The 23,411-nt window shown below is 68.4% G+C and carries 13 protein-coding genes; 4 read left to right on the top strand and 9 right to left on the bottom strand.

Translation table 11 applies throughout. The annotated features are described in order from the left end of the window. Positions 1-37: 37 nt before the first annotated feature. The 6 genes from ABZS54_RS11170 to ABZS54_RS11145 form a co-directional block, all read right to left on the bottom strand. Positions 38-727 (bottom strand): urease accessory UreF family protein, encoded by a 690-nt coding sequence (locus ABZS54_RS11170; RefSeq protein WP_355533501.1) that lies wholly within the window; start codon positions 725-727, stop codon positions 38-40. A 126-nt stretch (positions 728-853) separates the two neighbouring features. Next, entirely contained in the window at positions 854-2,575 is a 1,722-nt protein-coding gene (locus ABZS54_RS11165) for an urease subunit alpha (protein ID WP_355533499.1), read from the bottom strand. Next, positions 2,572-2,922 carry an urease subunit beta gene (locus ABZS54_RS11160; RefSeq protein WP_355533497.1) on the bottom strand — a complete coding sequence of 117 codons (351 nt, stop codon included), beginning with the start codon at positions 2,920-2,922 and terminating at the stop codon, positions 2,572-2,574. The genes ABZS54_RS11165 and ABZS54_RS11160 overlap by 4 nt, the downstream gene beginning before the upstream one ends. Next, a complete protein-coding gene (locus ABZS54_RS11155) occupies positions 2,919-3,221 on the bottom strand; it encodes an urease subunit gamma (protein WP_355533494.1) in 303 nt (100 codons plus the stop codon). Before ABZS54_RS11155 ends, ABZS54_RS11160 begins: the two co-directional genes overlap by 4 nt. Positions 3,222-3,664: 443 nt before the next feature. Next, positions 3,665-4,123 carry a hypothetical protein gene (locus ABZS54_RS11150; RefSeq protein ID WP_355533491.1) on the bottom strand — a complete coding sequence of 153 codons (459 nt, stop codon included), beginning with the start codon at positions 4,121-4,123 and terminating at the stop codon, positions 3,665-3,667. Further along, on the bottom strand, positions 4,108-11,163 hold the full coding sequence (locus ABZS54_RS11145; protein ID WP_355533488.1) for an RHS repeat-associated core domain-containing protein: 7,056 nt from the start codon (positions 11,161-11,163) through the stop codon (positions 4,108-4,110). Before ABZS54_RS11145 ends, ABZS54_RS11150 begins: the two co-directional genes overlap by 16 nt. Before the next feature lie 835 nt (positions 11,164-11,998). On the opposite strand from ABZS54_RS11145, the gene ABZS54_RS11140 reads away from it, so the two are divergent. Beyond that, complete coding sequence (locus ABZS54_RS11140; RefSeq protein WP_355533485.1) at positions 11,999-16,939, top strand: FG-GAP-like repeat-containing protein; 4,941 nt, start codon at positions 11,999-12,001, stop codon at positions 16,937-16,939. Between the two features lie 115 nt (positions 16,940-17,054). Here the strand turns inward: ABZS54_RS11140 and ABZS54_RS11135 are convergent, their stop codons facing one another. Continuing rightward, positions 17,055-19,064, bottom strand: coding sequence for a prolyl oligopeptidase family serine peptidase (locus tag ABZS54_RS11135; RefSeq protein ID WP_355533482.1), 2,010 nt, complete (start codon positions 19,062-19,064; stop codon positions 17,055-17,057). Positions 19,065-19,159: 95 nt separating this feature from the next. On the opposite strand from ABZS54_RS11135, the gene arfB reads away from it, so the two are divergent. Together arfB and ABZS54_RS11125 are read left to right on the top strand one after the other, a co-directional pair. Next, on the top strand, positions 19,160-19,582 hold the full coding sequence (gene arfB / locus ABZS54_RS11130) for an alternative ribosome rescue aminoacyl-tRNA hydrolase ArfB (protein ID WP_355533479.1): 423 nt from the start codon (positions 19,160-19,162) through the stop codon (positions 19,580-19,582). Positions 19,583-19,599: 17 nt separating this feature from the next. Further along, positions 19,600-20,337 (top strand): ATP-binding protein, encoded by a 738-nt coding sequence (locus ABZS54_RS11125; RefSeq protein ID WP_355533476.1) that lies wholly within the window; start codon positions 19,600-19,602, stop codon positions 20,335-20,337. A 6-nt stretch (positions 20,338-20,343) separates the two neighbouring features. On the opposite strand, the gene ABZS54_RS11120 is transcribed toward ABZS54_RS11125, so the two are convergent. Both ABZS54_RS11120 and ABZS54_RS11115 read right to left on the bottom strand, forming a co-directional pair. After that, positions 20,344-21,198, bottom strand: a complete 855-nt coding sequence (locus tag ABZS54_RS11120; RefSeq protein ID WP_355533590.1) for a DUF1206 domain-containing protein — start codon at positions 21,196-21,198, stop codon at positions 20,344-20,346. A gap of 157 nt (positions 21,199-21,355) precedes the next feature. Next, the gene (locus tag ABZS54_RS11115) at positions 21,356-22,537 is read right to left on the bottom strand and encodes an acyl-CoA dehydrogenase family protein (protein ID WP_355533473.1); all 1,182 of its coding nucleotides are present in this window, start codon (positions 22,535-22,537) and stop codon (positions 21,356-21,358) included. 98 nt (positions 22,538-22,635) lie between these two features. Between ABZS54_RS11115 and yidD the strand changes: the two genes are divergently transcribed. Beyond that, positions 22,636-23,304 (top strand): membrane protein insertion efficiency factor YidD, encoded by a 669-nt coding sequence (gene yidD / locus ABZS54_RS11110; RefSeq protein ID WP_355533470.1) that lies wholly within the window; start codon positions 22,636-22,638, stop codon positions 23,302-23,304. The last annotated feature ends 107 nt before the right edge of the window (positions 23,305-23,411 follow it).

Genomic DNA, 23,411 nt, shown 5'->3' with positions numbered 1-23,411 from the left:
GGTGTGCGCGCGGGTACCGCCGTTGCCGGGGGTGTGATCAAGATGCAAAGTGGACGACCTCCTCGTGGACGTGCAGTTCCGCGCAGACGTCGAGGCCGACCGAGGACCAGCACGGCAACCGCTCCCAGTCGCCGTCGGCGAACACGGTGCGCGCCGCGTCGGCGGCCTCCTCGGCGACCTGATCGCAGTGCCCGGCCATCTCGGCGAGCACCACGGTGACCGAGATCGGGTCGAAGGACAGCAGCTTGACCGCCGCCGAGGCGGGCCCGTTGACCACGTTGGTGGCGGCGAGCACGGCCGCCTCGCGCTCGTCGAGTCGGGCCCGGGTCGCCGCGGCGCCGAGCACGATCGCGTGGTGCGGGGATACCCCCAGCGCGGCCCAGGGTTCGGTGGGCCAGGCCGCCTTGGCCACTCGGCGCAGCGCCCTGCCCTGCGCGCGCGAGGCGGCCCGGGCGGGCGCGGAGGCGGTCCGCGCGTCGAGTTCGGCGTCGAGTTCGGCCCAGGGGGCCACCTCGGGCATCGTGTACCGCCCCGCGGTCAGCGCGGCGACGGCGGCGAAGGCCGCCTGCACCGCGCCGGTGCCATAGAGCTTGCCGAGCAGGAACTCGGTGAGCGTGTCGAGGTCGTGCACCTCGCCCCGCAGGACGGCGTTCTCCAGGCCGCCCGAGTGTGCGTAGCCGCCGGCCGGCAGCCGGGAGTCCCCGAGGAGGAGAAGTCCAGCACCCATGAGTACCACCTCTTACTGGTCGTAACGTGTCGATGTCGGTCCTGGCCGGTCACCGCAGTCACAGTTCTACATCCTGACGGTGAGTCAGCTCTCACTGACCCTCCGTCAAGAAGCATGCATGCGCAATCAGAACAGGAAATAACGTTGCGCCATCGGCAAGGTTCCGGCCGGCGCCGCGACCACCTTCTCGCCGTCGATGCGTACCGAGAACGTCTCGGGATCGACCTCGATGTGCGGCATGGCGTCATTGAGCGGCATGGCCGACTTGCCCCTTCCCCGCACGTCGCCGGTCGGCACGAGTCGGCGGTCGATGTTCAGCCGTCCCGCGAGCCCGTCCTCCAGTGCCGCCGGCGCCACGAAATGCACCGAGGTAGCCGCGGCGGTCCGCGCCGCCGCGCCGAACATCGGCCTGGGCAGCACCGGTTGCGGCGTCGGGATGGACGCGTTCGCGTCGCCCATCGCGGCCCACGCGATGGCCCCGCCCTTGACGACCAGGTGCGGCCGGACACCGAAGAACTTCGGATCCCACAGCACCAGGTCGGCGAGTTTGCCGACGGCGACCGAGCCGACCTCTTCGTCCAGACCGTGCGCGACCGCCGGGCAGATCGTGTATTTGGCCACATACCGCCGGGCCCGCAGGTTGTCCGCGGCCCCGTCCCCGGGCAGCGAACCGCGCCGGACCTTGTTCACGTGTGCGCTTTGCCACGTGCGCAGCACGGTCTCGCCGACCCGGCCCATCGCCTGGCTGTCCGAGCCGATCATCGAGATGGCGCCGAGGTCGTGCAGCACGTCCTCGGCGGCGATGGTCGAGGGCCGGATCCGCGATTCGGCGAAGGCGAGGTCCTCGGCGACGGCCGGGTTCAGGTGATGGCAGACCATCAGCATGTCGAGGTGTTCCTCGACCGTGTTGACGGTGTGCGGCCGGGTCGGATTGGTGGACGAGGGCAGGATGTTGGGCAGTCCGGCCACGGTGATGATGTCCGGCGCGTGTCCGCCGCCGGCGCCCTCGGTGTGGTAAGCGTGAATGTTCCGCCCGCCGATCGCGGCCAACGTGCCCTCGACGAAGCCGGTCTCGTTGAGAGTGTCACTGTGCAGCGCGACCTGGATGCCGGCCGCGTCCGCCACCCGCAGCGCGGCGTCGATCACGGCCGGGGTCGAGCCCCAGTCCTCGTGCAGCTTGAGCCCGCCGGCGCCGGCCCGGATCTGCTCCCACATGGCCTCCTCGGACACGGTGTTGCCCTTGCCCAGGAGCACGAAGTTGATCGGTACCTCGTCCAGCGACTCCAACATCCGGGCCAGGTGCCAGGCGCCGGGCGTGACGGTGGTCGCCTTGCTGCCCTCGGCGGGCCCGGTACCGCCGGCGACCATCGTGGTCACGCCGGCGGACAGCGCCTCGGGGAACTGCGTCGGGGAGATCAGGTGCACGTGGCAGTCGACGGCGCCGGCGGTCAGGATGCGCCCGTTGCCCGCGATGATCTCGGTCGACGGCCCGATCACCAGGTCCGGATGCACGCCGTCCATGGTGTCCGGGTTGCCGGCCTTGCCGATCCCGCAGATCCGCCCGTCCCGGATGCCGATGTCGGCCTTGACGATCCCCCAGTGGTCCAGGATCACCGCGCCGGTGATTACCGTGTCGGGGGCGCCTTCGGCGCGGGTGCGCAGCGACTGCCCCATCGACTCCCGGATCACCTTGCCACCACCGAAGATCGCCTCGTCCCCGGCGGCCCCGTGCGGGCGGGTCAAATCCTCGGTCACCTCCACGAGCAACTCGGTATCGGCGAGCCTGATCCGGTCCCCGGTGGTCGGCCCGTAGAGCAACGCATACCGATGCCGATCGATGGTGGTCATCGCGCGTCCTCCCGGTCCAGATCGCCCCCGCGCCCGACCCGAAGCCCCGGCACCACCCGCGCACCGGCCAGCGGCACCAACTCCACCTCGCGCGCCACCCCGGGCTCGAACCGCACCGCCGTCCCCGCCGGCACATGCAGCCGATGCCCCCAGGCCGCCGCCCGATCGAACTCCAACGCGTCGTTGGCCGCCGGGAAATGCAAATGCGACCCCACCTGCACGGGCCGATCCCCGGTGTTCACCACCACCAGCGTCAACACCACCCGCCCGGGATTGAGCGGGATCTCCTCCTCGCCCAACAGAATCTCCCCGGGCACCACGGCCACGAGCGACCTACGCGGCTTCACGGGATCGGCCGATGCACGGTCACCAGCTTGGTCCCGTCCGGAAAGGTGGCCTCGACCTGCACCTCACCCACCATCTCCGGGACGCCTTCCATCACATCGTCCCGCCCGAGCACATGCCGCCCGGCCTCCTGAAGGTCCGCCACAGACCGCCCGTCCCGAGCCCCTTCAAGCAGAAACGACGACAACACCGCAGTCGCCTCGGGGTAGTTGAGCCGAAGCCCTCTGGCTCTACGCCGCTGCGCAAGGTCAGCCGCATAGGACACCATCAACCGCTCCTGCTCATGCGGGGTCAGCAACACGCGAAGCCCCTCCAGTCCCGTCGTACCGACTCGTTGCTCCGAAGCCTTCCGGCCCCGTGTTACCCAACGAAACGATCAATGTTAACGCTATGTATCTGATCCCTCACATCACCGACGCGCCGACCAGCACCGCCATCGTCGCTCTTCATTACCTTCGCGAGTCCGCACCACATTGCGACCTGGCTCCAAATGTCAACCGACCGCGCGCTCCGCTTGACTCCAGGTAAAGCTCCATCCCACTAGTGGCATCCGCGAAACCAATTCAAGACGGGCGTAGCACACTGTCGAATGCGCTCCGCGCGTTTGCATAGTCGGCGCTTTGAAATCTATTTCTCTCACACCTGGGGGATAAGAATACCAAGGTAACGGGAAAGTGCCCTGCCTCACTGAGAGATCAGCGAGGCAGGGCACTTCACCGGCAAGGGGATCATTCCCCTATGGAGCTAGTCCGCGTACCGAACGATGCCTCCGATCGGGGGATGCGCTTCACGATAGTCGCGCTCCTCCGCCGCCAAAGGGCTGACAGCACCGTACGGCAAGTCGAATTCTGCCCAGTAGACCCGTTGAGCGATCACATAGCTTTCGACCGAACCAGATTCCAAGAAGTAGATCTCGGCACCCGTTTTGATTCGACCGATACGCTCCATGATCACGATTCTCTCGACATCACTAGCCCGGCGCAGCCGAAGATTGTCGAGGTCTCTACCACATGCGATTCGATCTATCCCGGTGAAAAAGAGGTCCAGCACGCGATGAGTTCCGCCGCCTGTTGCCTTGTCGTCCATCGGCGGAAACCCACGAATCACCACATAACTGTGACCGTGCCGATAATCGACGAGACTGAACTGTCTGGTATCCGAAAGATCTAGTTCTGAACTGCGAATATTCACAGCAGCTTCCATGCTCCAAGCTTTCGATTCCACCGATAGAAGTCGACCTTGCCCATTGCCCCCGCATTGTGAACCTGTATAAGTTCCCACTGCGTAGCCAGCAGCGATCCGTTGTTTGCCTTCATCGCCTCTTGAGCACGCTTCAAGGCAACCGCCGGACCGCCATTCGCCCCAGGAAGTCCGTCCAGCATGAAAGAGATTCGTCCCTCTCCTCGCTGAACACGAGCAATAGAACGTTGTACGTCAGTCCGCCAGTCGGCCGAGTTCATGAAGTGACGTCCCTGTACCTGCTCGGCGAACTGCTCAACACTCGGTCCGCTCTTCATACTACGGCCAAGCACGGCGTGATCCTTGGGTCCCTCGTTGCAGTTATGTACAAGGGCAGCGCTCTGCCCGACCACCACGTAATACGTGTGGACGTTCGCAACGGTGAGATTGTAAACGCGTTGCTGCTGCGTCCAAGCGCGAACCGCTGTGATCTGAACCCACGAACCGGCTGCCGTCTTGAGCCATTGGCCTTGCCGGAGTTGACCGGCCGGGACCCAGGAATCCGACTCCGGGAGCCAGAACGGATGACCGTCGGTCGCGGTAATTTTATCCGTTGCCGATCCGGCGGCCCCATCTGTGTCGACCGTGACCTCGACGAGGTTCTTTATTCCCTCGCCCTTGATCAGTGCAACGATCTTTTCTTGGCCGTTTTGCTGCGACTGCGGATCGCCTGCCAGGACCGCATCGCCCAGCTGAATATCTTCTATCGGTTTAGTTGCACCGTCCGCCAAGAGAACATTAGTCCCCGGGACAAAGCTATTGCATTCGGGGTCCGCTTCCTTAGACTTTCCGGCTTTCTTGGTCTCGGTGGATTTTGAGCTCTTCCCGTCGCCGTCGGCGCTCTTGGCCTTGGTCGCCGATTCCTTGCCCTGTTGGGCTGCCGAAGCGGCCGCCTCATCAGCCTTCTTGGCTGCCGCCGCTGCTGCCTCTTCCTGGGCCTTCTTGGCTGCGGCGGCCTCCTCCTCCAGCTTTCTGGCTGCCGCTGCCGCTGCTTCCTGTTCTCGTTGCCAAGCTGCCAAGTCCTCGGCGTACTTCGCCATTGCCTGCTGGTAGCGCTCGGCGCGGGCGATGATGTCGAGTGCAATGCGCACCTTGCCGGCCCACGCGTGATAGGCACTCCACGCACGATCCAGTGCCTTCGCAATGCGTTTGGCCTTCGCTCCACCGCCGGTCAGCCACGATGAGCCGGCGTCCCAGGCGATACCGGCACATGCCCATCCGTCACCGCCGATGCAGTCACGAATGTCGTTGTAGCCGGATGCGTCCTTGAGGGCTTCCTTCGCGGCCTCCATCGCAACGCTGATCATGCTGCGACCCTTGGCCCAATGCGCCCAGGCCAGTTCGGCGTCGCTGTAGTCCTGGATCGGCGCGACCGGCATGGAGATCGCGAGCCCGGACGGGTCGCTGAAGGTGACCGGGGAATTCGCCGCGTACACGTACGCGTTCATCTGCTTCGGCTCGCTGTAGTCGACCACCGGGTCGACGGACAGGAACCGGCCTACCGCAGCGTCGTATTCGCGCGCCCCCAAATGGACGAGCCCGGTGGACTCGTCGTTCGTTCCGCCGACGAAGCCCTGGTTGCCGGGCCAGATCGACGGCTTGACCCCGCGAACATCACCGAATGGGGTGAACTTGCGTTGCGTGACCGCCTGGGTGTTCGCGTCCACCGCGATGTTGGCAGTGCCGTTCTGATCGGCCATCAGATACGAGCTGGTGGTCTGGCCGTTCTCGACCGTCTTGACCAGCGTCGGCCCGGCCGGGTGAGCGTAGTACCGCGTGCCCTTGACGATGTTGCCCGCGGGGTCGAGCTGAACCTCGGTGTCCGGCAGGTACAGGGTCGTCCCGGACGGGTCGCGCTTGATCAGCCGCTCACCCTCCGAGTCGTACAGGAAGGACGTGACCTTGGCGCCCTCCGTCACCTTCGAGACGCGGCCCTCGGCATCCCACTCCAGGTTCTGCGTGTTGCCCTGGATGGTCCGAGTCGCCGTGTTGCCCACCTCGTCGTACGTATACGACTCGGTCCGACTCCCGCCCGGCCCTGTGGTGTCGACCTTCTTCAGGTAGTTCGCGCCCGCCGCACCCGGAGTCCCGTACGTGTAGGCCCGGTTTACATCCTGGCCGGCCACGCCGGCCGGGTCGTGCTTCGTCTCCGTCTTGCGGTTGCCCGCCGCGTCGAAGCTGTAGGACGACCAGTACGCCTCCGGCCCACCCACGCTCGGCCGACCGCCGCCGGCGCCGACCTGGCCCGGCTTGGCCTGGCAATCATCCGTAGCCGACCACGCATCCGTCATCCGACGCATGTAGTCGTACGCAAAGCACTGGGTGTCCGTCGTGGACGGCGTCGGGTTCGGCCCGAACGCATCCGTGATCTTGGTGATGTTGCCGACCGCGTCGTACTCGGTCCGCGCGTCGTTGATCCGCGACGGCGAGGTCTCCCGGTCGTTCACCGTCCGAGTGGGACGACGCGTCTGCTCGTCGTACTCGTACGTCGACCACACCTGCTTGGGCGCCGGCCCCGCGTGCGTGCGCAGCACGTCACCCAGTGGCGAGTAATCCACCCGGTCGACGAACGTGTCCCCGTTGATGCCCATCACGGTGGGCAGTTCGTAGCGGTTGTAGGACATCGAGATGTCTTCGAGCGGCAGACCCGCAACCGCCGGGAGGGTGCTGGTCTCCGGAAGCCCGTTGGTCTCGGAGTAGGTAGTGCCGAAGACATAAGTCTTCGCCAACTTGCCCTCCGAGGGCGGGATGGTGATCTTGCTGCCCTTGGCCCGGTACTCCGTGTCGTAGCCCGTGATCTCCTGCTTGTACGCGTTCCCGTTCACGAACCGCGTCGAAGAGACCGGCAGCCCGAGCGCGTTCGGCAGCGTGTCGAACACCGACTCGGTCAGCTTCGGGCCGGTGATCGAGCCCTCGTGCGTCGCCTTGACCCGACCCAGGACGTCGTACTCCGGAGCGATCGTCTTGCCACGCGCGTCCGTCGTCGTCGCCAGCCGGTCGCCCGCGCCGTACGTCATGGTCGACGTGCCCTTGTCCGGGTCCGTCACCTTGACCTGACGACCCCGCAGGTCGTACTCGAAGCCCCACGTGTTGCCGGCCTCGTCCACCACCGACGACAGTTGCCCGCGTCGGTTGTAGCCGTAGCGCGTCGTGTCGTGTGCCCCGCTCGGGTCCGTGCCCTTGAAGAACTGCAACTCCGTCTTGCGGCCGACCGCGTCCAGGATCGCCTTCGTCGGCGTCTCGCCCGTGGGCGGATCCACCGTGATGAAGTCGCCGCCGTACGTGGTTGTCGTCCGCGAGGTCTCGATCCCGAACTTGCGCGAGATCTGCACCGTCGGCTGACCGGTCGAGTTGTACTCGGTCATCGTCGACGCCGGGACCTTGTTGTCCAACGGCGCGAACATCGCACCCTCGGGCGCACCGTCCGCGTAGTAGCCGCCGTTGGACTTCCAGATCTGGCCGAGGCTGTTGTAGAAGGTGTCGGTCACCATGCGACCGCCGCCCAGCGCCTCCATCTGGGTCTGCCGGATCCGCAGGCTGCCGTCGTAGATGTCGTAGCTGGTGCGGTAACTTCCGTCGTCCAACAGGCTCTTGTTGGTGATGACGACGGGCCCGTCACGCCGCACGGTGTAGGCGAACTCGGCGTCCGGCGACTTCTTGTCCGGGTTCCGGTCCGGCGACCACGCCTTGACCAGACGACCCAGCGAGTCGTAGCGCACCACGCTGCGCCGCTTGTTGGCGTCCTCCTGGACCAGCGTCGCGCCGCGCCCGGGGTCGGTCTCCACCGACTGGGTGTGGCCCGCCGGGTTCGTGACCGTGGTCTTGGTGACGAGCTGCCCGGCGGCCGGGAAGTAGTCGGTCGAGTTGACCGCGCCGAGCACGTCGGTGACCGACTTCGGCCGACCGTAGACGTCGAACGTGGCCGTGCCGTCCAGGACGTAGGTCGGCTGCCCGTTCACGTAGTCCGAAAGCGACTCCGTACGCACCAGGTTGCCGACGTTGTCGTAGAACATCTTCGCGTCGGAGGTGACATCCTCCGGCCGCTGCACGTTCGTCGCGTCACACGCCTTCGCGACCGACTCGATCCGCGACTGGCGGTCGATCATCCACTGCGGCTCGTCCGGCGCGTACCAGTACCGCGTGCACGAGTCGTCGTTCGGGTCGTCGATGTTCCCGAGCGAAGACGTGGTCTCGATGAAGCCCCGTGCGTTGAAGGTGCTTTCGGTCGACGTCCGGCGCCACCCGCGCCCGTCCGTCAACAACACCCGCGAAGCCGTCTTGGTCGTCTGCTGTACGAACGCCTGCAACGGCGGCGTCTCGTTCGGCCGCACGCGCGTCGCGGTCGGGCCGGACAACCACGGCGTGTACGTAGTCGCCGCCTGGAGCGCGCCGCCCTCGCCGTCGTAGACCAAGACCTCGCGCGTCTGACCCGCGAAGAGCTTGTGGTCGGTGATCTCGCCGTTCTCGGAGTCCTTGACCTTGACGGTCCGCCTCGCGGCGGTCGTCGGCGACGCCCGGTCGCCGTCGAGGCCCCGGAAGAACAACGTCTCGGTCTGGGTACGCCGATCCGGGTCCTGCCCGATGAACGTGCGCACCCGCTCGTAGCCGCGCCACTGCGACCACGTGCGCGTCTTGGGCTCGGTGAGCTCGTTGTCCTCGTCGTACGCCCACGCCGGCGCGCCCAGGTACTCGTAGGACGTCACCCGCGTCGGCGAGTTCGCCATCGCGTCCTGCTCCTGGACCCGGTCCACCACGTGCTTGTGGAAGTAGTCCGTGACGTAGAGCTTGCGCTTGTGCTCCGGGTCGGTCGGGTCCGGGATCTCCTGGATCACCGGATAGCAGCGCAGCCCGTTCGACTCGGCCGCCGTCGGCAACTTGACCGGCGCCACCGACGAGCACTCGGTGTCCTTGAACCGCACGGAGATGATCGAGCCGGTCTCGGTGTCGATGTTCTCGATCCGATAGCGCCGGTACGCCGGCCGGCCGTCGCCGTCTCGGTCCACCCGGTTCGCCAACTGCTTGCCCCGGAACGTCACCGGCGGCAGCGTGATCGGCGTTCCGTTCTTGCCGGTGCGCTGGATCGACGCGAGCCACAGCGCGTAGTCGGTGCCGTCACCGTTCTGCGGGAAGTCCTGGGTCAGCGCCCAGGTGTCGACCGGCTGGTAGGCCGCTCCGGTCCAGACCTTGGTGTTGATCTCGGTCAGCCGCTTGCGGGTGAAGAACGTCGGGGTGAACCGCGCCTTGCACTCCTCGTTCGCCGCGCAGAGCTGGTCACCGGGGGTGTCCGGCCACATCTTGGCGATGTTCCAGTCGACCTCGGGCTTGAGCTTGTCCTCGGCGCAGTCGAACGTCGGCGAAGTCAGGCAGCGCTCGGCCACCGTGAAGTCCACCTGGGAGGGCGCGTTGGTGAACAGGTTGTCGCTGCGCAGGCCGTACGAGACGTGGTCGAGCCAACCACCGCGGTCGTAGGCCCGGTTGGTCGACCCACCGGCGAACTTGAAGTTCGCGCCGTAGTGGTTGACCTCCTTGTTGTACCAATACGTCATGGCGTTGCCGCGCGGGTCCACGACGTAGTCGAGGTTCCAGCGCCAGGCCCGGTCACAGGCCGAGTTCGCGAAGTCGGTCTGGTAGCAGGGCTCTCCGGGCTGGTTGTTGTAAATCGGCACGAGCCACGCCGAGTTGGTGACGGGCTTGCCCGGCTGCCACCCCGGGACCTTGTTGAGGCCGAAGTTGAACTGCACACCCTGCGCGTTGGTCACGCGCCAGTGCACGCCCTCCTTGTCGCCGTTGAGGTCCTGCGCACCGGTGATCAGCTCGATCCGCGAGCCGTCGTCCTTCGCCGGGCGCCAGACGCCGGAAGCGTCGTCGCGCACCAGCGGGGTCGACCCGCCGTTGAGCGACATCGTCATCATCGGCGCGCCGTGGCACAGGTCGCCGGTGTCGTCCTTGGGGTTGTTGAACCCCGAGCCGTCCTTCTTGTCCTGGCTGCACGGCACCCAGGTCCGCTCGATGAAGTTCGAGCCCAGGTCCCAGCCGTCGCCGACCCACGAGGTCTGCTGCAGCGAGGCCGACGTACGGCCGTCGATGCTCGCCGACGAGTAGCCCAGCGCCAGCGACGGGCTCGGGCCACCGAGCGAGCCGGGGAGCTCCAGCGGGTACGACCAGGAGAAGTCACCTGCCGCGCCACCCGCCTGCCACGAACCCGAGGCGCTCAGCGAAGTCGCCTTGTAGGTGCCGTTCGCGCCATCGGCCGTCGGCTGGGCGGCGAGCAACATGCCCTGCCCGCCGGCGCTCGCGCCCTTGGCCGCAACGCCCTGACCGGTCGCGGCCGGTGCCACCGTCGCGGTGAGTTTGCCGGTGCCCGCGTCGTTCTTCATCTCGACCGGCGTGCGGGTCTGACACTGCGCCAGCTCCGGGGTGGTGAGGGCACATTCGGGAAGCAGACTGAACCCGAGCCGCGACCCCCAGCCGCCGCCGTACGCGTTCTTGAACGCGGTGTAGTCCAGCTCGACACCCACCGGTGCGACCCCGGTGCCACCGTCGGTGCGCCGCACACCGAGCAACAGACCGTTGCCGACGCCGGCCTTGTTCGCGGTCGGCCGGTCGAACAGGTCGACCTTGACCTTGACCGGACCGGTGTCCGCGGCGTCCTGCACCGAGCGAGCCGCCGTCTCCGGGAGCGGGGGTGTGCTCAGCTTGATCGGCAACGAGCCGGCCTTGGCCTCGGCCGGTGCTTCAGCGGCGGCGGAGCGAGCGTCGGACTTCGATGCCGTGCGCGGCAGTTCGACCTCGGCGGAGCCCGCGGCAGGCCAACTCACCGGCGGTGCGCCCTTCCAGGCGTTGACCTGCGACTCGGCAGGCGGCGCAGGGGCCTTGGCCGTCGACAGTCGCTCGCCCGGGACCTTGGTGAGTTTTTGCAGGTCGGGCAGTTGTGGGCGGCCAACCGTTTCTGCTGCCGCCGCCGGCACCGCAGTCAGGCCGGAGCCCACCAGCACGATTGCCATCAGGGGTACCGGCCATCGCCAGGTACGTCTTATCGCCGTGCGCATGGCACGGGTCTTCCGTGGAAACACAACCCCACCCGAGAGATTCGACGCGGAATCCCCCGAGGCCCACGTCACCCAATACTGGCGGCGCAACCTAGCAGTAGGCGAAACGGTTTGGCGACTTTATCGATGTGCAAGGTTCGGAAAGCAATCCCAATCGCCTGAAGCGGTAATGGACATCGATTCGGGTTTAAAACACGATACCAACCGTTTGGCTAATATGTCCGAATGCCTTGCCTCCACTCGCCAAGAGCCGTACTGACCTGCTACAACTCACGGAAAGTGAGGCGATTTGCACCCCTGCCAGGGTGCGAATTCCAGCCACATACGGCACGGGAGGGCCGCAATGCTTCCGCGCCGGGACGTCCCGAATGCAACCGCTCCCATCGTTCGCGGAAGCCACTATGAATTCATCGACAAGATGCTCGCCGGATACGGCTGGTCCAGCACGAAATATGCCGCCACAGGCAATTACCAGGGCATTATCGGACACTTCGATCCCGGTCATATCGGGCGTGATTCGGCACAGCGGTGCCGATAGGACACGCGTGTCCACGTGCCCCGACCACGTGTCGGCGACCTCCGCACGAGCCGGCAGTGCCCAGCCTCCGGGCAACCGGATTCGGCCACCTCGACGCACTCGCGTCGTGCCGGCCCATCACCGTCCCCGACGGTCCCCCACCAAGCCCCCGCCCGACGCACTGCGCGCCGGGTGGCCTGCGGCACGACCGGCTCGCTCCCCGCGACCGGCCGCGTCGCATCGTCAACTCCCGCCCCGACCCCGGAAAGCAGCATGAACACATCGACACGACCCGCGCGCTCGGCGGGTCACCCGCGGCGAAGAGCAGCCGCCTGGGCGATCGCGGCGGCGCTGTCCGCCGGCCTGATCACCGCCGTACCGGCGACCGGCGCCCCCATGCCGCAGGTCGCCCCCACCGACAAGACGACCGCCGGCGATCCGCGCACGCAGGCCGACACCCGCACGGAAGCCGAGAAGCAGGCCGACGAGCGGACCGCCGCGTCCACCAAGGCCAAGCAGACCGGCCAACGCGTGGAGGTCGTCTCGCTCCGAACCGAGACCGACCAGGTCTGGGCCAACCCGAGCGGCACGTTCACCTTGGAGAGCGCGACCCGCCCGGTCCGCGTATGGCGCGGCGGAACGCTGGTCCCGGCCGACGCCACCCTGGCCCCCGTCCAGGGCGGTCGCCTCGCGCCCAAGGCCGCGATGATCGGCCTCACGTTCTCCCCGGGCGGCGACGGCCCGCTGGCGGAACTCACCAAGGCCGGGCGCAAGATCGCTCTGTCCTGGCCGGGCACACTGCCCAAGCCGGTGGTCGAGGGCGGCTCCGCGATCTACCCCGAGGTGCTGCCCGGCGTCGACCTCAAGGTCGTCGCCAACGTGGACGACTTCGCCCACTACGTCGTGGTCAAGACGCCGGAGGCGGCCCGGAATCCCGCCCTCGCGACGCTGAAGTTCGGCCTGGAGACCACCGGGCTGAACATGGTCCAGGACGCGAGCGGTGAACTCCGGGCGCTCGACCCCACCGGCCAGGCGGTGTTCACCGCACCCAAGCCGCAGATGTGGGAAGCCGGACGAAACGATTCGTCGACGGCGAATACGCGGGCCTCCGCCGCCACCCGCTCGGCGACCGCCGGCACGCCCGAAAACGAGCCTCCCGCCGACCCCACCGACGGCTTCGACCCCGGTGCCAAGCACGCCGATCTCGGCGTGAAGCTCACCGGCAAGACCCTCGAACTCACCCCCGACCAGGCCCTGCTCACCGCGCCCGGCACCAAGTTCCCGGTGGTCATCGACCCGACCCTGCGCGACGACTGGAAGCTCGCCTGGACCATCGCGTACAAGCACAACGCCATCGCCGGCTCCGCCTCCACGAACTACTGGAACGGCGGCACGATGCCCAAGAAGTGGGGTCGTGTCGGCTGCTCGAGGGACGGCGAGATGGGTGGCGCGATCGTCTGCGCCAAGACGTTCTTCCAGGTCGGCATGACCGATCTGTGGGATAAGCAGATCATCAAGTCCGTACTGACCCTGGAGCAGATCCACGCCGGCGCCTGGGACTGCAAGTCGGGCGAGCTCGAGGTGTGGGACACCGGAAGCATCTCGAAGTCCACCACGTGGAACAACCAGCCGAGCTGGGACCGCATGGTCGGCAGCATCGACGAGTCGTACGGCGGCCGCAACTGCCCCGGGGACAACGAGAAGAAGGTCGAGATCAACGTGACCTCGGCCGTCGACGAGGCCGCGCGCAGTCACTGGAACGCCTGGACGCTGGGCCTGAAGTCCCGCAACGACACGGTGGACAAGTCCTGGCGCAAGTTCGCGCCGGACGCGACGGTGATCAGCACCGAGTACAACACCCCGCCGGCCACCCCGAAGGACCGGACGACGGATCCCTCCACCCCGTGTGCCGGCGGCGTCATCGGCACCACCGACCGTGTCACGCTCTACACCCGGGTGGACGACGCCGAGGACAACAACCTCACCGCCGAATTCCACTACTGGAAGGACGGCGCGAACACCGGCCCGACCGTGATCAAGCGCGGCGTCAGCCGCGGCACCATAGCCGCCGCCGAGATCGACGCCGCCGCGCTGGACGGCACCTATCGCTGGGACGTCCGGGTATCCGACGGATACGACAACAGCCCGTGGGCCGGCCAGTGCCTGTTCACCGTCGACCGCACCAGGCCCAGCGAGATACCCGTCGTCTCCTCGCCGGAGTTCCCCGCGAACGACCCGAACAACCCGACCCAGGTCCGGACGACGGGCACGTTCAACTTCACCGCCAACGGCGTCACCGACGTCGTGAAGTACCGGTGGTGGACCGACGGCGACCCGAAGGTGCGCGAGGTCGCCGCAGCCGGGCAGGGCGGCCCGGCGAGCATCGCCTTCAAGCCCACCATCGCCGGCCCCAACCACCTCTACGTACGCAGCGTCGACGTCGCGGGCAACCTCTCCGACGTGCGGAACCACCTCTACTACGCGAAGCGTTCTCCGGACCGGGACAAGCCGGGTGACCTCAACGGCGACACCAACGTGGACCTGTGGAACGCCAACCCGGTCACGAAGGGCGTGGACACTCGAACCGGCCAAGGTGACGGCACTTTCGGTCAGCCCGTAGCGGCGAGTGGCGATTCCTTCAACGGCACCCTCTCCTTCGCCCATCGTGGCACCTGGAACGCGGACTACTACGAGGACCTGGTCGTACTGAGAACGGCCCCGGCCGGCGACCGTAACAGTCTCTACATGCATCGCGGACGCGGCGACGGCTCGCTGGAGCCGAGCGACAGCGGGCGCACCGAGCTCAGGGTCAAAGACCGTGAAACGAACGACCACTGGGCCAAGGCCGACCAGATCCTGGTCATCGGCAGCGTCAACGACGACAGCGCCACGCCGAACGGCATCGACGCGACCGACTACCCCGATCTGCTCGTCAAGAACGGCGCCGAACTCTGGCTCTACCTCGGCACCCCGGCCGGGATGCTCGACCAGCGCTCCGACGCGATCTCCCTGGGCAGCGCCGACTGGGCGAACCTGACCCTGATCGCTCCGGGCGACCTGAACGCGGACGGTCTGCCCGAGATCTGGGCGCGGGACAAGAGCACCGGCAAGATCCACCAGTACACGAGTCGCCGCAAGACCACCGACAGCGCCACGGACGGCAACCCGACCGCACTGGACCTGACCGTCTACGGCGACCCGACCGTACGCACCACCTCGATCGGCAACGGCTTCACCGACGTCGCCTATCCGCTCGTGTCCTCCGACGGGGACTACGAGAAGGACGGCTTCGTCGACCTGTGGGCGCAGGACCCGACCGGCAAGATCGTGGAGTTCCCCGGCCGCGCCCTGAGCAACGGCTCCGCGTTCGGCGCTCCACGGTCGGTCGCCGCGGGCACGCCGTGGTCGGAGTGCGAGCTCTTCGGACCCGCTGCGGGTGCCAAGTTCGAGCTGTGTGGCCCGGTCCTGACCAAGTACCGCGCCGCCGATCAGGCCACGCGCGGCTATCCGGTCGTGAACATGGACGTCACCGGCGACCAACTCGGCCGCTACGTCCACCTCAAGCGTCCCAACGGTGAGGACTGGTCGATCTATTGGCACCCCAGCACCGGGGCCAAGGAGGTCGGCGGCGCGATCCGCGCCAAGTGGGCGTCGCTGGGTTGGGAGACCGGCGATCTGGGCTATCCCACCGGCGACGACCACACGATCGGCATCGGGTCGGCGTCGATCAACACCTTCCAGGGCAGGGGCGGTTTCGGCGCGATCTACTCGACGCCCGAATTCGGCGCGTGGTCCGTCCACGGCGGCATCTACGACAAGTACCTCTCGCTCGGCGGTCCGGCCGAGCTCGGCTTCCCGACCACGGACGAGTCCGACGTGCCCGGCAATACCGGCCACTACAACCACTTCCGCAAACTCTCCGAAACCGCCAACAGCACCTCGATCTACTGGAACGCGGCCGTGGGTGAGGCCTGGTCCGTGCGTGGCCCGATCCGCGCCAAGTGGGCCTCCCTCCGGTGGGAGCAGGGCTACCTCGGTTATCCCGTGTCCGACGAGTTCACGGTCCACAACGGCGACCGTCGGGTCAGCTTCCAGGGTGGCTACATCCGGCTGAACCCGACCACCGGCGCCTATGTCGACCACCACCCGGAGGACCGCACCGCCGACCTGCGCACCGACCTGTCGGGCGACTTCAACGGCGACGGCCGGGCCGACCTGCTCACCGTCTACAACTACGGCAACGACACCACCGCCTTCCACACCCTGACCGCCAGGCCACAGGGCGGCTACAACGCGCCGTTCAACGCCTGGACCGCGCACGTCGGCTGGATGCGCTACGAGAGCACCAAGTGGGTCACCGGCGACTTCAACGGCGACGGCCGCGACGACGTGGCCGGCCTCTACGGCTACGGGGACGGCAGCAACCGGCTGTTCACGTTCCTCGCCAAGGCCGACGGCACCTTCACCGACGGTGCCGGCAGCGCCTACGTGGGCCCGGGCAACTGGGACTGGGGCAAGGCCGTGTTCCTGGCCGGCGACTTCAATGGTGACGGTCGCGACGACACCGCCATGCTCTACGACCACGGCGGTGGCTCGACCGGTGCCTACACCTGGATCGCCAAGCCCGACGGCACCTTCAACGATCCCTTCGCCAGTTGGCGATCCAACCCCGGCAACTGGTACTGGAACAGCGCCAAGTACGTCGTGGGCGACTACAACGGCGACGGCCGCGACGACATCGCGGGCATGTACGGCTATTACAGCGGCGTCGTCTCCTTCCACACCATGCTCGCCGGGCCGAACGGCGGCTTCGCGGTCCCGTTCGAGTCGTGGCGTACCGAGCCGGGCAACTGGGACTGGTCCCGGGTCAAGCTCACCAGCGGCGACTACAACGGCGACGGCAAGGCCGACGCCGCCGCGATGTACGACTACGGCAACGGCCACTCCGCCCTGTTCACGTTCCTCGGCAAGTCCGACGGCAGCGGCGGCCTCCAGGCCGACGTGAAGTCGTGGGACACGGCCGACGGTGGGTGGTGGGGCATCAGCGCCGGTCTGCCGGTATCCGGTGACCAGAACGCCGACGGCCGCGACGACATCTCGATCATGTACAACTACCAAACCGGCGCCACCACGGCGTTCCTGTTCACCGCGCGTACCGACGGGGGCTTCGACAGCCCCAACGACGCGTGGCAGGCGGCACCCGGCTTCTGGTAGCCGCTCACCCACCCGACGGAGGCCCCGAGGGCGCTCCCGACCATGACGAAGCAGCCCCGCCCGGCCGAATCCCTCGGCCGGGCGGGGCTGTTCGCGCGTGTGATCCGCAGTCGACTCAGAAGCCGCCGCCCGGCGGAGCCTCGATCTCGTCCGCCGGGTCGAAGCCGAACACGCGCCCGTAAAACCACAGTTCGGCTTCCAGGGCACGGATGATGTTCTCCGACCGTCGGAATCCGTGCTGTTCTCCCTCGAACGCCAGGTAGACGTAGGGGAGTTGCTTCTCCTTCAGCGCGGCCACGATCAGCTCGGCCTGGGCCGGCGGGACCACCTGGTCCTCCAGGCCCTGGAAGACCGCGAGCGGGCTGGACAGGTGCTCGGTGTGGTTGATCGGCGAGCGCGCCCGGTACACCGCCTCGGCCTCGGGATAGGGGCCGACCAGGCGATCCAGGTAGCGTGATTCGAACTTGTGCGTGTGGCGGGCCAGCGCGGCGATGTCGGCGACGCCGAAGTGGCTCGCGCCGGCCGTGAAGTCGTCGCCCGCCACCAGTGCGGCCAGCGTGGTGTAGCCGCCCGCCGAACCGCCGCGAATGGCCAGCTTGGCGCCGTCCACGACGCCGGTGTCGGCGAGGTGCCGGGCCACCGCCGTGCAGTCCTCGACGTCCACGATGCCCCACGAGTCGTACAGCAGGTTGCGGTACTGGCGCCCGTAGCCGGTGCTGCCGCCGTAGTTCACGTCCGCCACCGCGAAGCCCCGGCTGGTCCAGTACTGGATCCGCAGGTTCAGCACCGCCGGCGCCTGCGCGGTCGGACCGCCGTGGATCGACACGATCAGCGGCGGCAGCGCACCCTCGGGGGCTGCTGCGTCCGGGTTCTTCGGCAGGTACAACAGCGCGTGCGCCGTGCGGCCGGCCGCGGAGGGGAACTCGATCGCCCGCGGTGCGCTGAACCACCGCGCGTCGAAGCCGAAGTCCCGGGCCGGCCGCAGCCGTTCGATCTGCAACGCGGTCGTCGCGCCGGCCGCGAGCCGGACCCGTCGGGGCGCGTCCTCGTCGTCCGGACCGCCGCCGACGAGCAGTACGCCGCCGGGCGCCGCGGCCAGGTCGGACAACCACGTCAGGCCGGTCTCCACCCGCACGGGCGGCTGCTCCGGGCGGGTCGGATCGACGATGCCCAGGTGCGCGAAACCGCCGGAGTTGACCGAGCAGGCGATCCGGCCGTCGTCGAGGAAGGTGTAGAAGCGCTCGCCGAAGACCCACTGCGGGCCGCCGATCTCCGCCTCGACCGGCGCAACCGCCTCGACCTGACCGCCCGCCCCGACCCGGTACAGGTTCCACCAGCCGGTGCGGTCGGAACCGAACCACAGCGCGCCGTCCGGTCCCCACTCGGGCTGAACCACCGACTCGTGCCCACCGCCCGCGACCGCCTGCGCGCCGGTGGGTCGCGGCCCCGCCTCGATCGCCGCGACCATCAATTCGGCGGCGTCCCACGGCATGTCCGGATGCGACCACTGGGTCCAGGCCAGCGCCGAGCCGTCCGCAGCCGGGCGCGGCGAGGACACGAAGTCCGGGCCGGTGACCAGGACCCGCTCGCCGCCGAGGCCGTCCAGCGACAGCGCGACGATCTCGTTGACCGCCTCGCCGTGCGCCTTGACCGCGGCCGGCTCATGGCTCTCGCGCACCGCGACCAGCCACTCGCCCGGCCCCCACTGCCCCGCCGGCACGATCGTGCAGTCGGCGTAGCGCAGACCCGCCTCGGTCTCGGGCTCGGCGGTGATCGGCACCGGCGCCACGTCGCCCGGCGCGAGGCGGTACAGCCGCTGGTCGGCCCAGTTCGCGAAGACCAGCACGCCCGCGCGCACGGTCCAGGCCCCGCCGCCGTACTCGTGCACGCGAGTGCGCGCCGAGAAGCCCTCCGGGAGCACGTCCTCGGGGGAGTCGCCCGGCCGTAGTCGCACCAGTTGGATGCGCCCGCCCTCGGACGGCCGGCCCTCCGACCACCACACGTCCTCGCCGTCGGCCCGGATGTCGCCGGGGTTCGCGGCCCCTTCCACCAAGCGCTCGGCCGTGATCGGCGAGGCCCAGGAACCGTATGTCTTCGTCTCGTCGGCGTTCATGTCGGCACTCATTCCCCGATCCTCTCCATCCGGAGCCGGGAAAGCATCCGGCGGGGCCCTCGAAAACCGGGTCGACCCGAGCCGGTTCCAGGCGGGATCATGTCCGTATGACGACAGATCTCGACATTCGCGGCGTGGTGATACCCGCCGCCGAGCTGTCGTGGCGGTTCTCGCGCTCCTCCGGACCGGGCGGGCAGTCGGTGAACACCACGGACAGCCGGGCCGAGGTGTCCTTCGACCTGGGCGCCAGCACGATGCTGCCCGACGTGCTCAAGGAGCGTGCCCTGCGCCGACTGGAAGGACGTCTGGTGGACGGCGTGCTCACCGTCGCCTCCTCCGAACAGCGCTCACAGCTGATGAACCGCCAGAGCGCGGTGCGCCGACTGATCGACATCCTGGTCGAGGCCACCGCCCCGCCCCCGCCCCCGCGGCGGCCGACCAAGCCCTCGCGCGGGATGCGCGAGCGCAGGCTGCGCAACAAGCACCATCGCGGTGAGATCAAACGACTGCGGCGCTCGACCGGGGATTGATCCCGAGTCCGAACAGGGTGCGAAGCGGACCCAAAGTCGAGACGAAGTGTCGCTTACCGAAGCATTACGTATCACACCCGGAAAACCACGCCACAAGCACGATTCGCCATCGCACACTGCCAACGCCGGCAAGACCACCCGCGAACCGCAGTGAACGAAGCGAAGGACACCGGGATGCCCTCCCCCACACGCGCACCACACCCGCCTCAGCCGATGGCCGTCCCGGCCGCGTACCACTCGTCGAGTCATCCGTGACCGCCGTCGGGCGGGCCCGTGCCCGCGCACGACACGACCGGCGTGCCTCGGCGGACACCCGGCACGACGCCGATGCCGAACATCGAGCCGGCCCTGTGTTCGTACGCTGGACCATCGCGCCCACGGTCGCGGGCGTGCCCGAGGTCCGACACCGCCTGCGCGACCTGTTACGCGCCTGGGGGGTGGCCGAGGAGATCGAGGACACCATGCTCCTGGTGGCCACCGAGCTGACGTCCAACGCGGTCCGACACGCCGCGATCCGTACCGAGCGGATCCGGATCACCGCCTCGCACAGCGGCGCCGAACTGCATCTGGAGGTCGCCGACGACCACCCGTTCCGCCCGCACGCGCTCCTGGAGACCGGCCCCGAGGCCGAGGACGGTCGGGGGCTGATGATCGTGAAGCTGATGGTGGCCGAACTCGGCGGCCACATCGACGTGCTGCCCATCGGCCCCGGCAAGAGCATCCGGGTCACCCTGCACGAGGGGACCGGAGGATAAGCCGCCTCAGCGCACCCGCCGCCAACGCGCCTCACAGAACGAATACAGCCCGAACACCACCAGGCCCAGCGCGATCGCCACCAGCAGTGCGGGTCCCACCGGCGTACCGGCGAACGAGCGCAGCGTCTCGTCGACCCCCTTGGCCCGATCCGGGTCGAACTTCACCGCCGCCACCACCACGAACACCCCGGCAGCGCCGAACACCACGCCTCGGCTGATCCCGCCGATCATCCCGAGCAGGTCCACCATCCGGCGTTGGAGCGGGCTCATCTCCCCCGTGTTCAGCTTCTCCCGGAACTTGCGCAGCGCGTACCGCACCGCCATCCCGATCCCGACGCCGAGCAGCACCAGTCCGGCCAGGCCGACCAGGTATCGGCCGCCCGGCCAGTCCAGGGCCTTGGCGGTGAGGTCCTTGGAGGTCTTGTTGCTGCTGCCGCCCTGCTCTTGGCCCTGACCCCCGCCACCGTCGCTCGCGGTGAGCGTGCGGATCAGCGAGGCGACCACCACACCGTAGAAGATCGCCCGGCCCAGCGACATCAGGCGTTTGCCCGCCTTGCCGCCGTCCGGCACGGCCTGCCCGAACGCGGCCTCGACCAGCCGCCACAAAGACATCCCGATCAGTGCGACGACCAGCACCCACAACATCGCCTCGCCGAACGGTTTGCTGCCGATCTCCTCGACGGCACCGCCGCGGTCGGCCTCCTGATTCTTGTCGCCGAAGGCGATCTGCACCGCGATGACACCGACGAGGATGTAAAGGAGTCCGCGAGCGGCGAGGCCCGCCCGAGCAAGGCCCACCATCACCTTGCTGTCGGCGGCCTGCCGCCCCGCGGCCTTGGCCGCTCGACCCGATTCGGCCATGGAGGCTGACGCTGACATGTCGTATCCCCAATGCTTTCCGCGATTTCGCGGCCGTGCCCTGCGGCAGTCGGCTGGGCTGACGTCTGCCCTGACCGGGCGCGGGCAAACGGCACGCAAAGCCGCGGCGATACGGGAGCGTCGGGGAGGTCGGGTCGGGTCAGTGGAAGGCGTCCAGGCCGGTGAGTGCCTTGCCGATGACCAGGGTGTGCATCTCGGAGGTGCCCTCGTAGGTCAGCACCGATTCCAGGTTGTTCATGTGTCGGATCACCGGGTATTCCAGCGAGATTCCGTTCGCGCCCAGGATCGTGCGCGCCTCGCGGGCGATCGCGATCGCCTCGCGGACGTTGTTGAGCTTGCCGAAGCTGATCTGCTCCGGCCGCACCGCCCCCGCGTCCTTGCGCCGGCCCAGGTGCAGCGCGAGCAGGTGCGCCTTGCCGATCTCCACCGCCATGTCCGCCAGCTTGGCCTGGGTCAGCTGGAAGCCACCGATCGGCCGGCCGAACTGCTCACGCGTGCGGGCGTACTCCAGTGCGGACTCGAAACACGAGCGCGCCGCGCCGACCGAGCCCCACACGATGCCGTACCGGGCCTCGCCCAGGCACGTCAGCGGACCGCGCATGCCCACCACGTCGGGCAGCACCGCATCGGCCGGCAGCCGTACCTCGTCCAGCGTCAGTTCGCTGGTGATCGACGCGCGCAGGGACATCTTGTGTTTGATGTCGTGGGCCGCGAACCCGGCGGTGTCGGTGGGCACCACGAAGCCGCGCACGCCGTCCTCGGTCTGCGCCCAGATCACCGCGACGTCGGCCACCGAACCGTTGGTGATCCACATCTTGCGACCGCTGAGCACCCAGTCGTCGCCGTCGCGCTTGGCGTGCGTGCGCATCGACGCCGGGTCCGAGCCGTGGTCGGGCTCGGTCAGGCCGTAGCAGCCCAGCGCCTCGCCGGCGGCGAGGCGAGGCAGCCATGTGCGCCGCTGCTCCTCGGTGCCGAAGCGGTGGATCGCGAACATCGCCAGCGAGCCCTGCACCGACACCAGCGAGCGCAACCCCGAGTCACACGCCTCCAGTTCCAGGCAGGCCAGGCCGTACTGCACAGCGCTGGTCCCGGCGCAGCCGTAGCCGTCCAGGGTCATCCCGAGCACGCCGATCCCGCCCAGCCCGCGAGCCAGTTCACGCACGTCGGGCAGCGCGCCGCGCTCGAACCACTCGGCAACGTACGGAGTGACGTGGTCGGCACAGAACCGGCGCACGGTGTCTCGGATCGCCTTGTCCTCGGGGTCGAGCAGATCGTCGATACCGAGCGGATCCATCGGGTCGAACGCGGGTGCCTTGGCCATGCGGGTGCCTCCTGATGCGGGCCGGGAGACCCGAACGACGCCGAACGGATCCCGGTAGATTGCCCCGAACATAGATCCGGAACACGGGGAGCACCACCATGACCCAACCGCCACCGGAACCGCATCCCCTGTTCGGGGAAGGCGCGGGTTCGCCCGGCGGGACGCCCGAGGAACGGCGTCGCCGGCTGGAGGAGGAAGAGGCGCGTCGACGGCGGCGGGACCGCCGTGAGGACCTCTCGGACGGAGCCGATGCCGTCAACGACCTCTCCGGAGGTGGCGGCGGAGGCGGCGAGGGCCTGTTCGGCGGCGGCGGGAGCGGCGGTTCCGGCGGCAGTGGCGGCTCGGGCAGTGGTGGCTCCGGCGGCGGAGGTCGCGGCGGCTGCTTCGGAGGCGGCGGAAACAGTGGCGGAAGCAGCAGCGGCGGCGGCAGTCGCGGCGGCAACGACTGCGGCTGCGACGCCTGCCTGCTCAGCCTCCTCTCGCTGCGCCTGGTGTGGATCACCATGACCAGCCTGCTCCGCCCGCGTGGTGGCCCGCCCGCCCGCCGTCTCGGTGCCGCCGTCGAGCGCTACCGCACCGAGATCAGTCCGCTCAACCCACCGTGCTGCGCCTTCACGCCATCCTGTTCGACCTACGGGAAGAAGGCCCTGCACCGGCACGGCGCGGTCCGCGGTACGTATCTGATCGCCCGTCGACTGATCCGCTGCCGGCCCGGCAACGGCGGCTTCGACCCGGTGCCGGCCACACGCCGGGCGAAGCGGCGCTGACCGGCGGGTGAGGAGCGGTCGGGGGGGGGGGGGGGGGGCGCCCCCCCCCCCCCCCCCCCCCCTGGTTTGGGCGTGGGGGCGACTAGGGGGTTGATTATTTTTGGTTA

It is taken from the genome of Embleya sp. NPDC005575 (assembly GCF_040605455.1).
Taxonomy (GTDB): Bacteria; Actinomycetota; Actinomycetes; order Streptomycetales; family Streptomycetaceae; genus Embleya.
Note: the sequence above shows the minus strand (reverse complement) of the source record. Positions and strands in the feature narration are given on the sequence as shown.

Excerpts from the sequence above, each read along its gene's own strand:
- ABZS54_RS11170 (WP_355533501.1), bottom strand. The coding sequence starts at position 727 with ATGGGTGCTGGACTTCTCCTCCTCGGGGACTCCCGGCTGCCGGCCGGC.
- ABZS54_RS11165 (WP_355533499.1), bottom strand. The coding sequence starts at position 2,575 with ATGACCACCATCGATCGGCATCGGTATGCGTTGCTCTACGGGCCGACC.
- ABZS54_RS11150 (WP_355533491.1), bottom strand. The coding sequence starts at position 4,123 with ATGGAAGCTGCTGTGAATATTCGCAGTTCAGAACTAGATCTTTCGGAT.
- ABZS54_RS11145 (WP_355533488.1), bottom strand. The coding sequence starts at position 11,163 with ATGGCAATCGTGCTGGTGGGCTCCGGCCTGACTGCGGTGCCGGCGGCG.
- ABZS54_RS11140 (WP_355533485.1), top strand. The coding sequence starts at position 11,999 with ATGAACACATCGACACGACCCGCGCGCTCGGCGGGTCACCCGCGGCGA.
- ABZS54_RS11135 (WP_355533482.1), bottom strand. The coding sequence starts at position 19,064 with ATGAGTGCCGACATGAACGCCGACGAGACGAAGACATACGGTTCCTGG.
- arfB (WP_355533479.1), top strand. The coding sequence starts at position 19,160 with ATGACGACAGATCTCGACATTCGCGGCGTGGTGATACCCGCCGCCGAG.
- ABZS54_RS11120 (WP_355533590.1), bottom strand. The coding sequence starts at position 21,198 with ATGGCCGAATCGGGTCGAGCGGCCAAGGCCGCGGGGCGGCAGGCCGCC.
- ABZS54_RS11115 (WP_355533473.1), bottom strand. The coding sequence starts at position 22,537 with ATGGCCAAGGCACCCGCGTTCGACCCGATGGATCCGCTCGGTATCGAC.
- yidD (WP_355533470.1), top strand. The coding sequence starts at position 22,636 with ATGACCCAACCGCCACCGGAACCGCATCCCCTGTTCGGGGAAGGCGCG.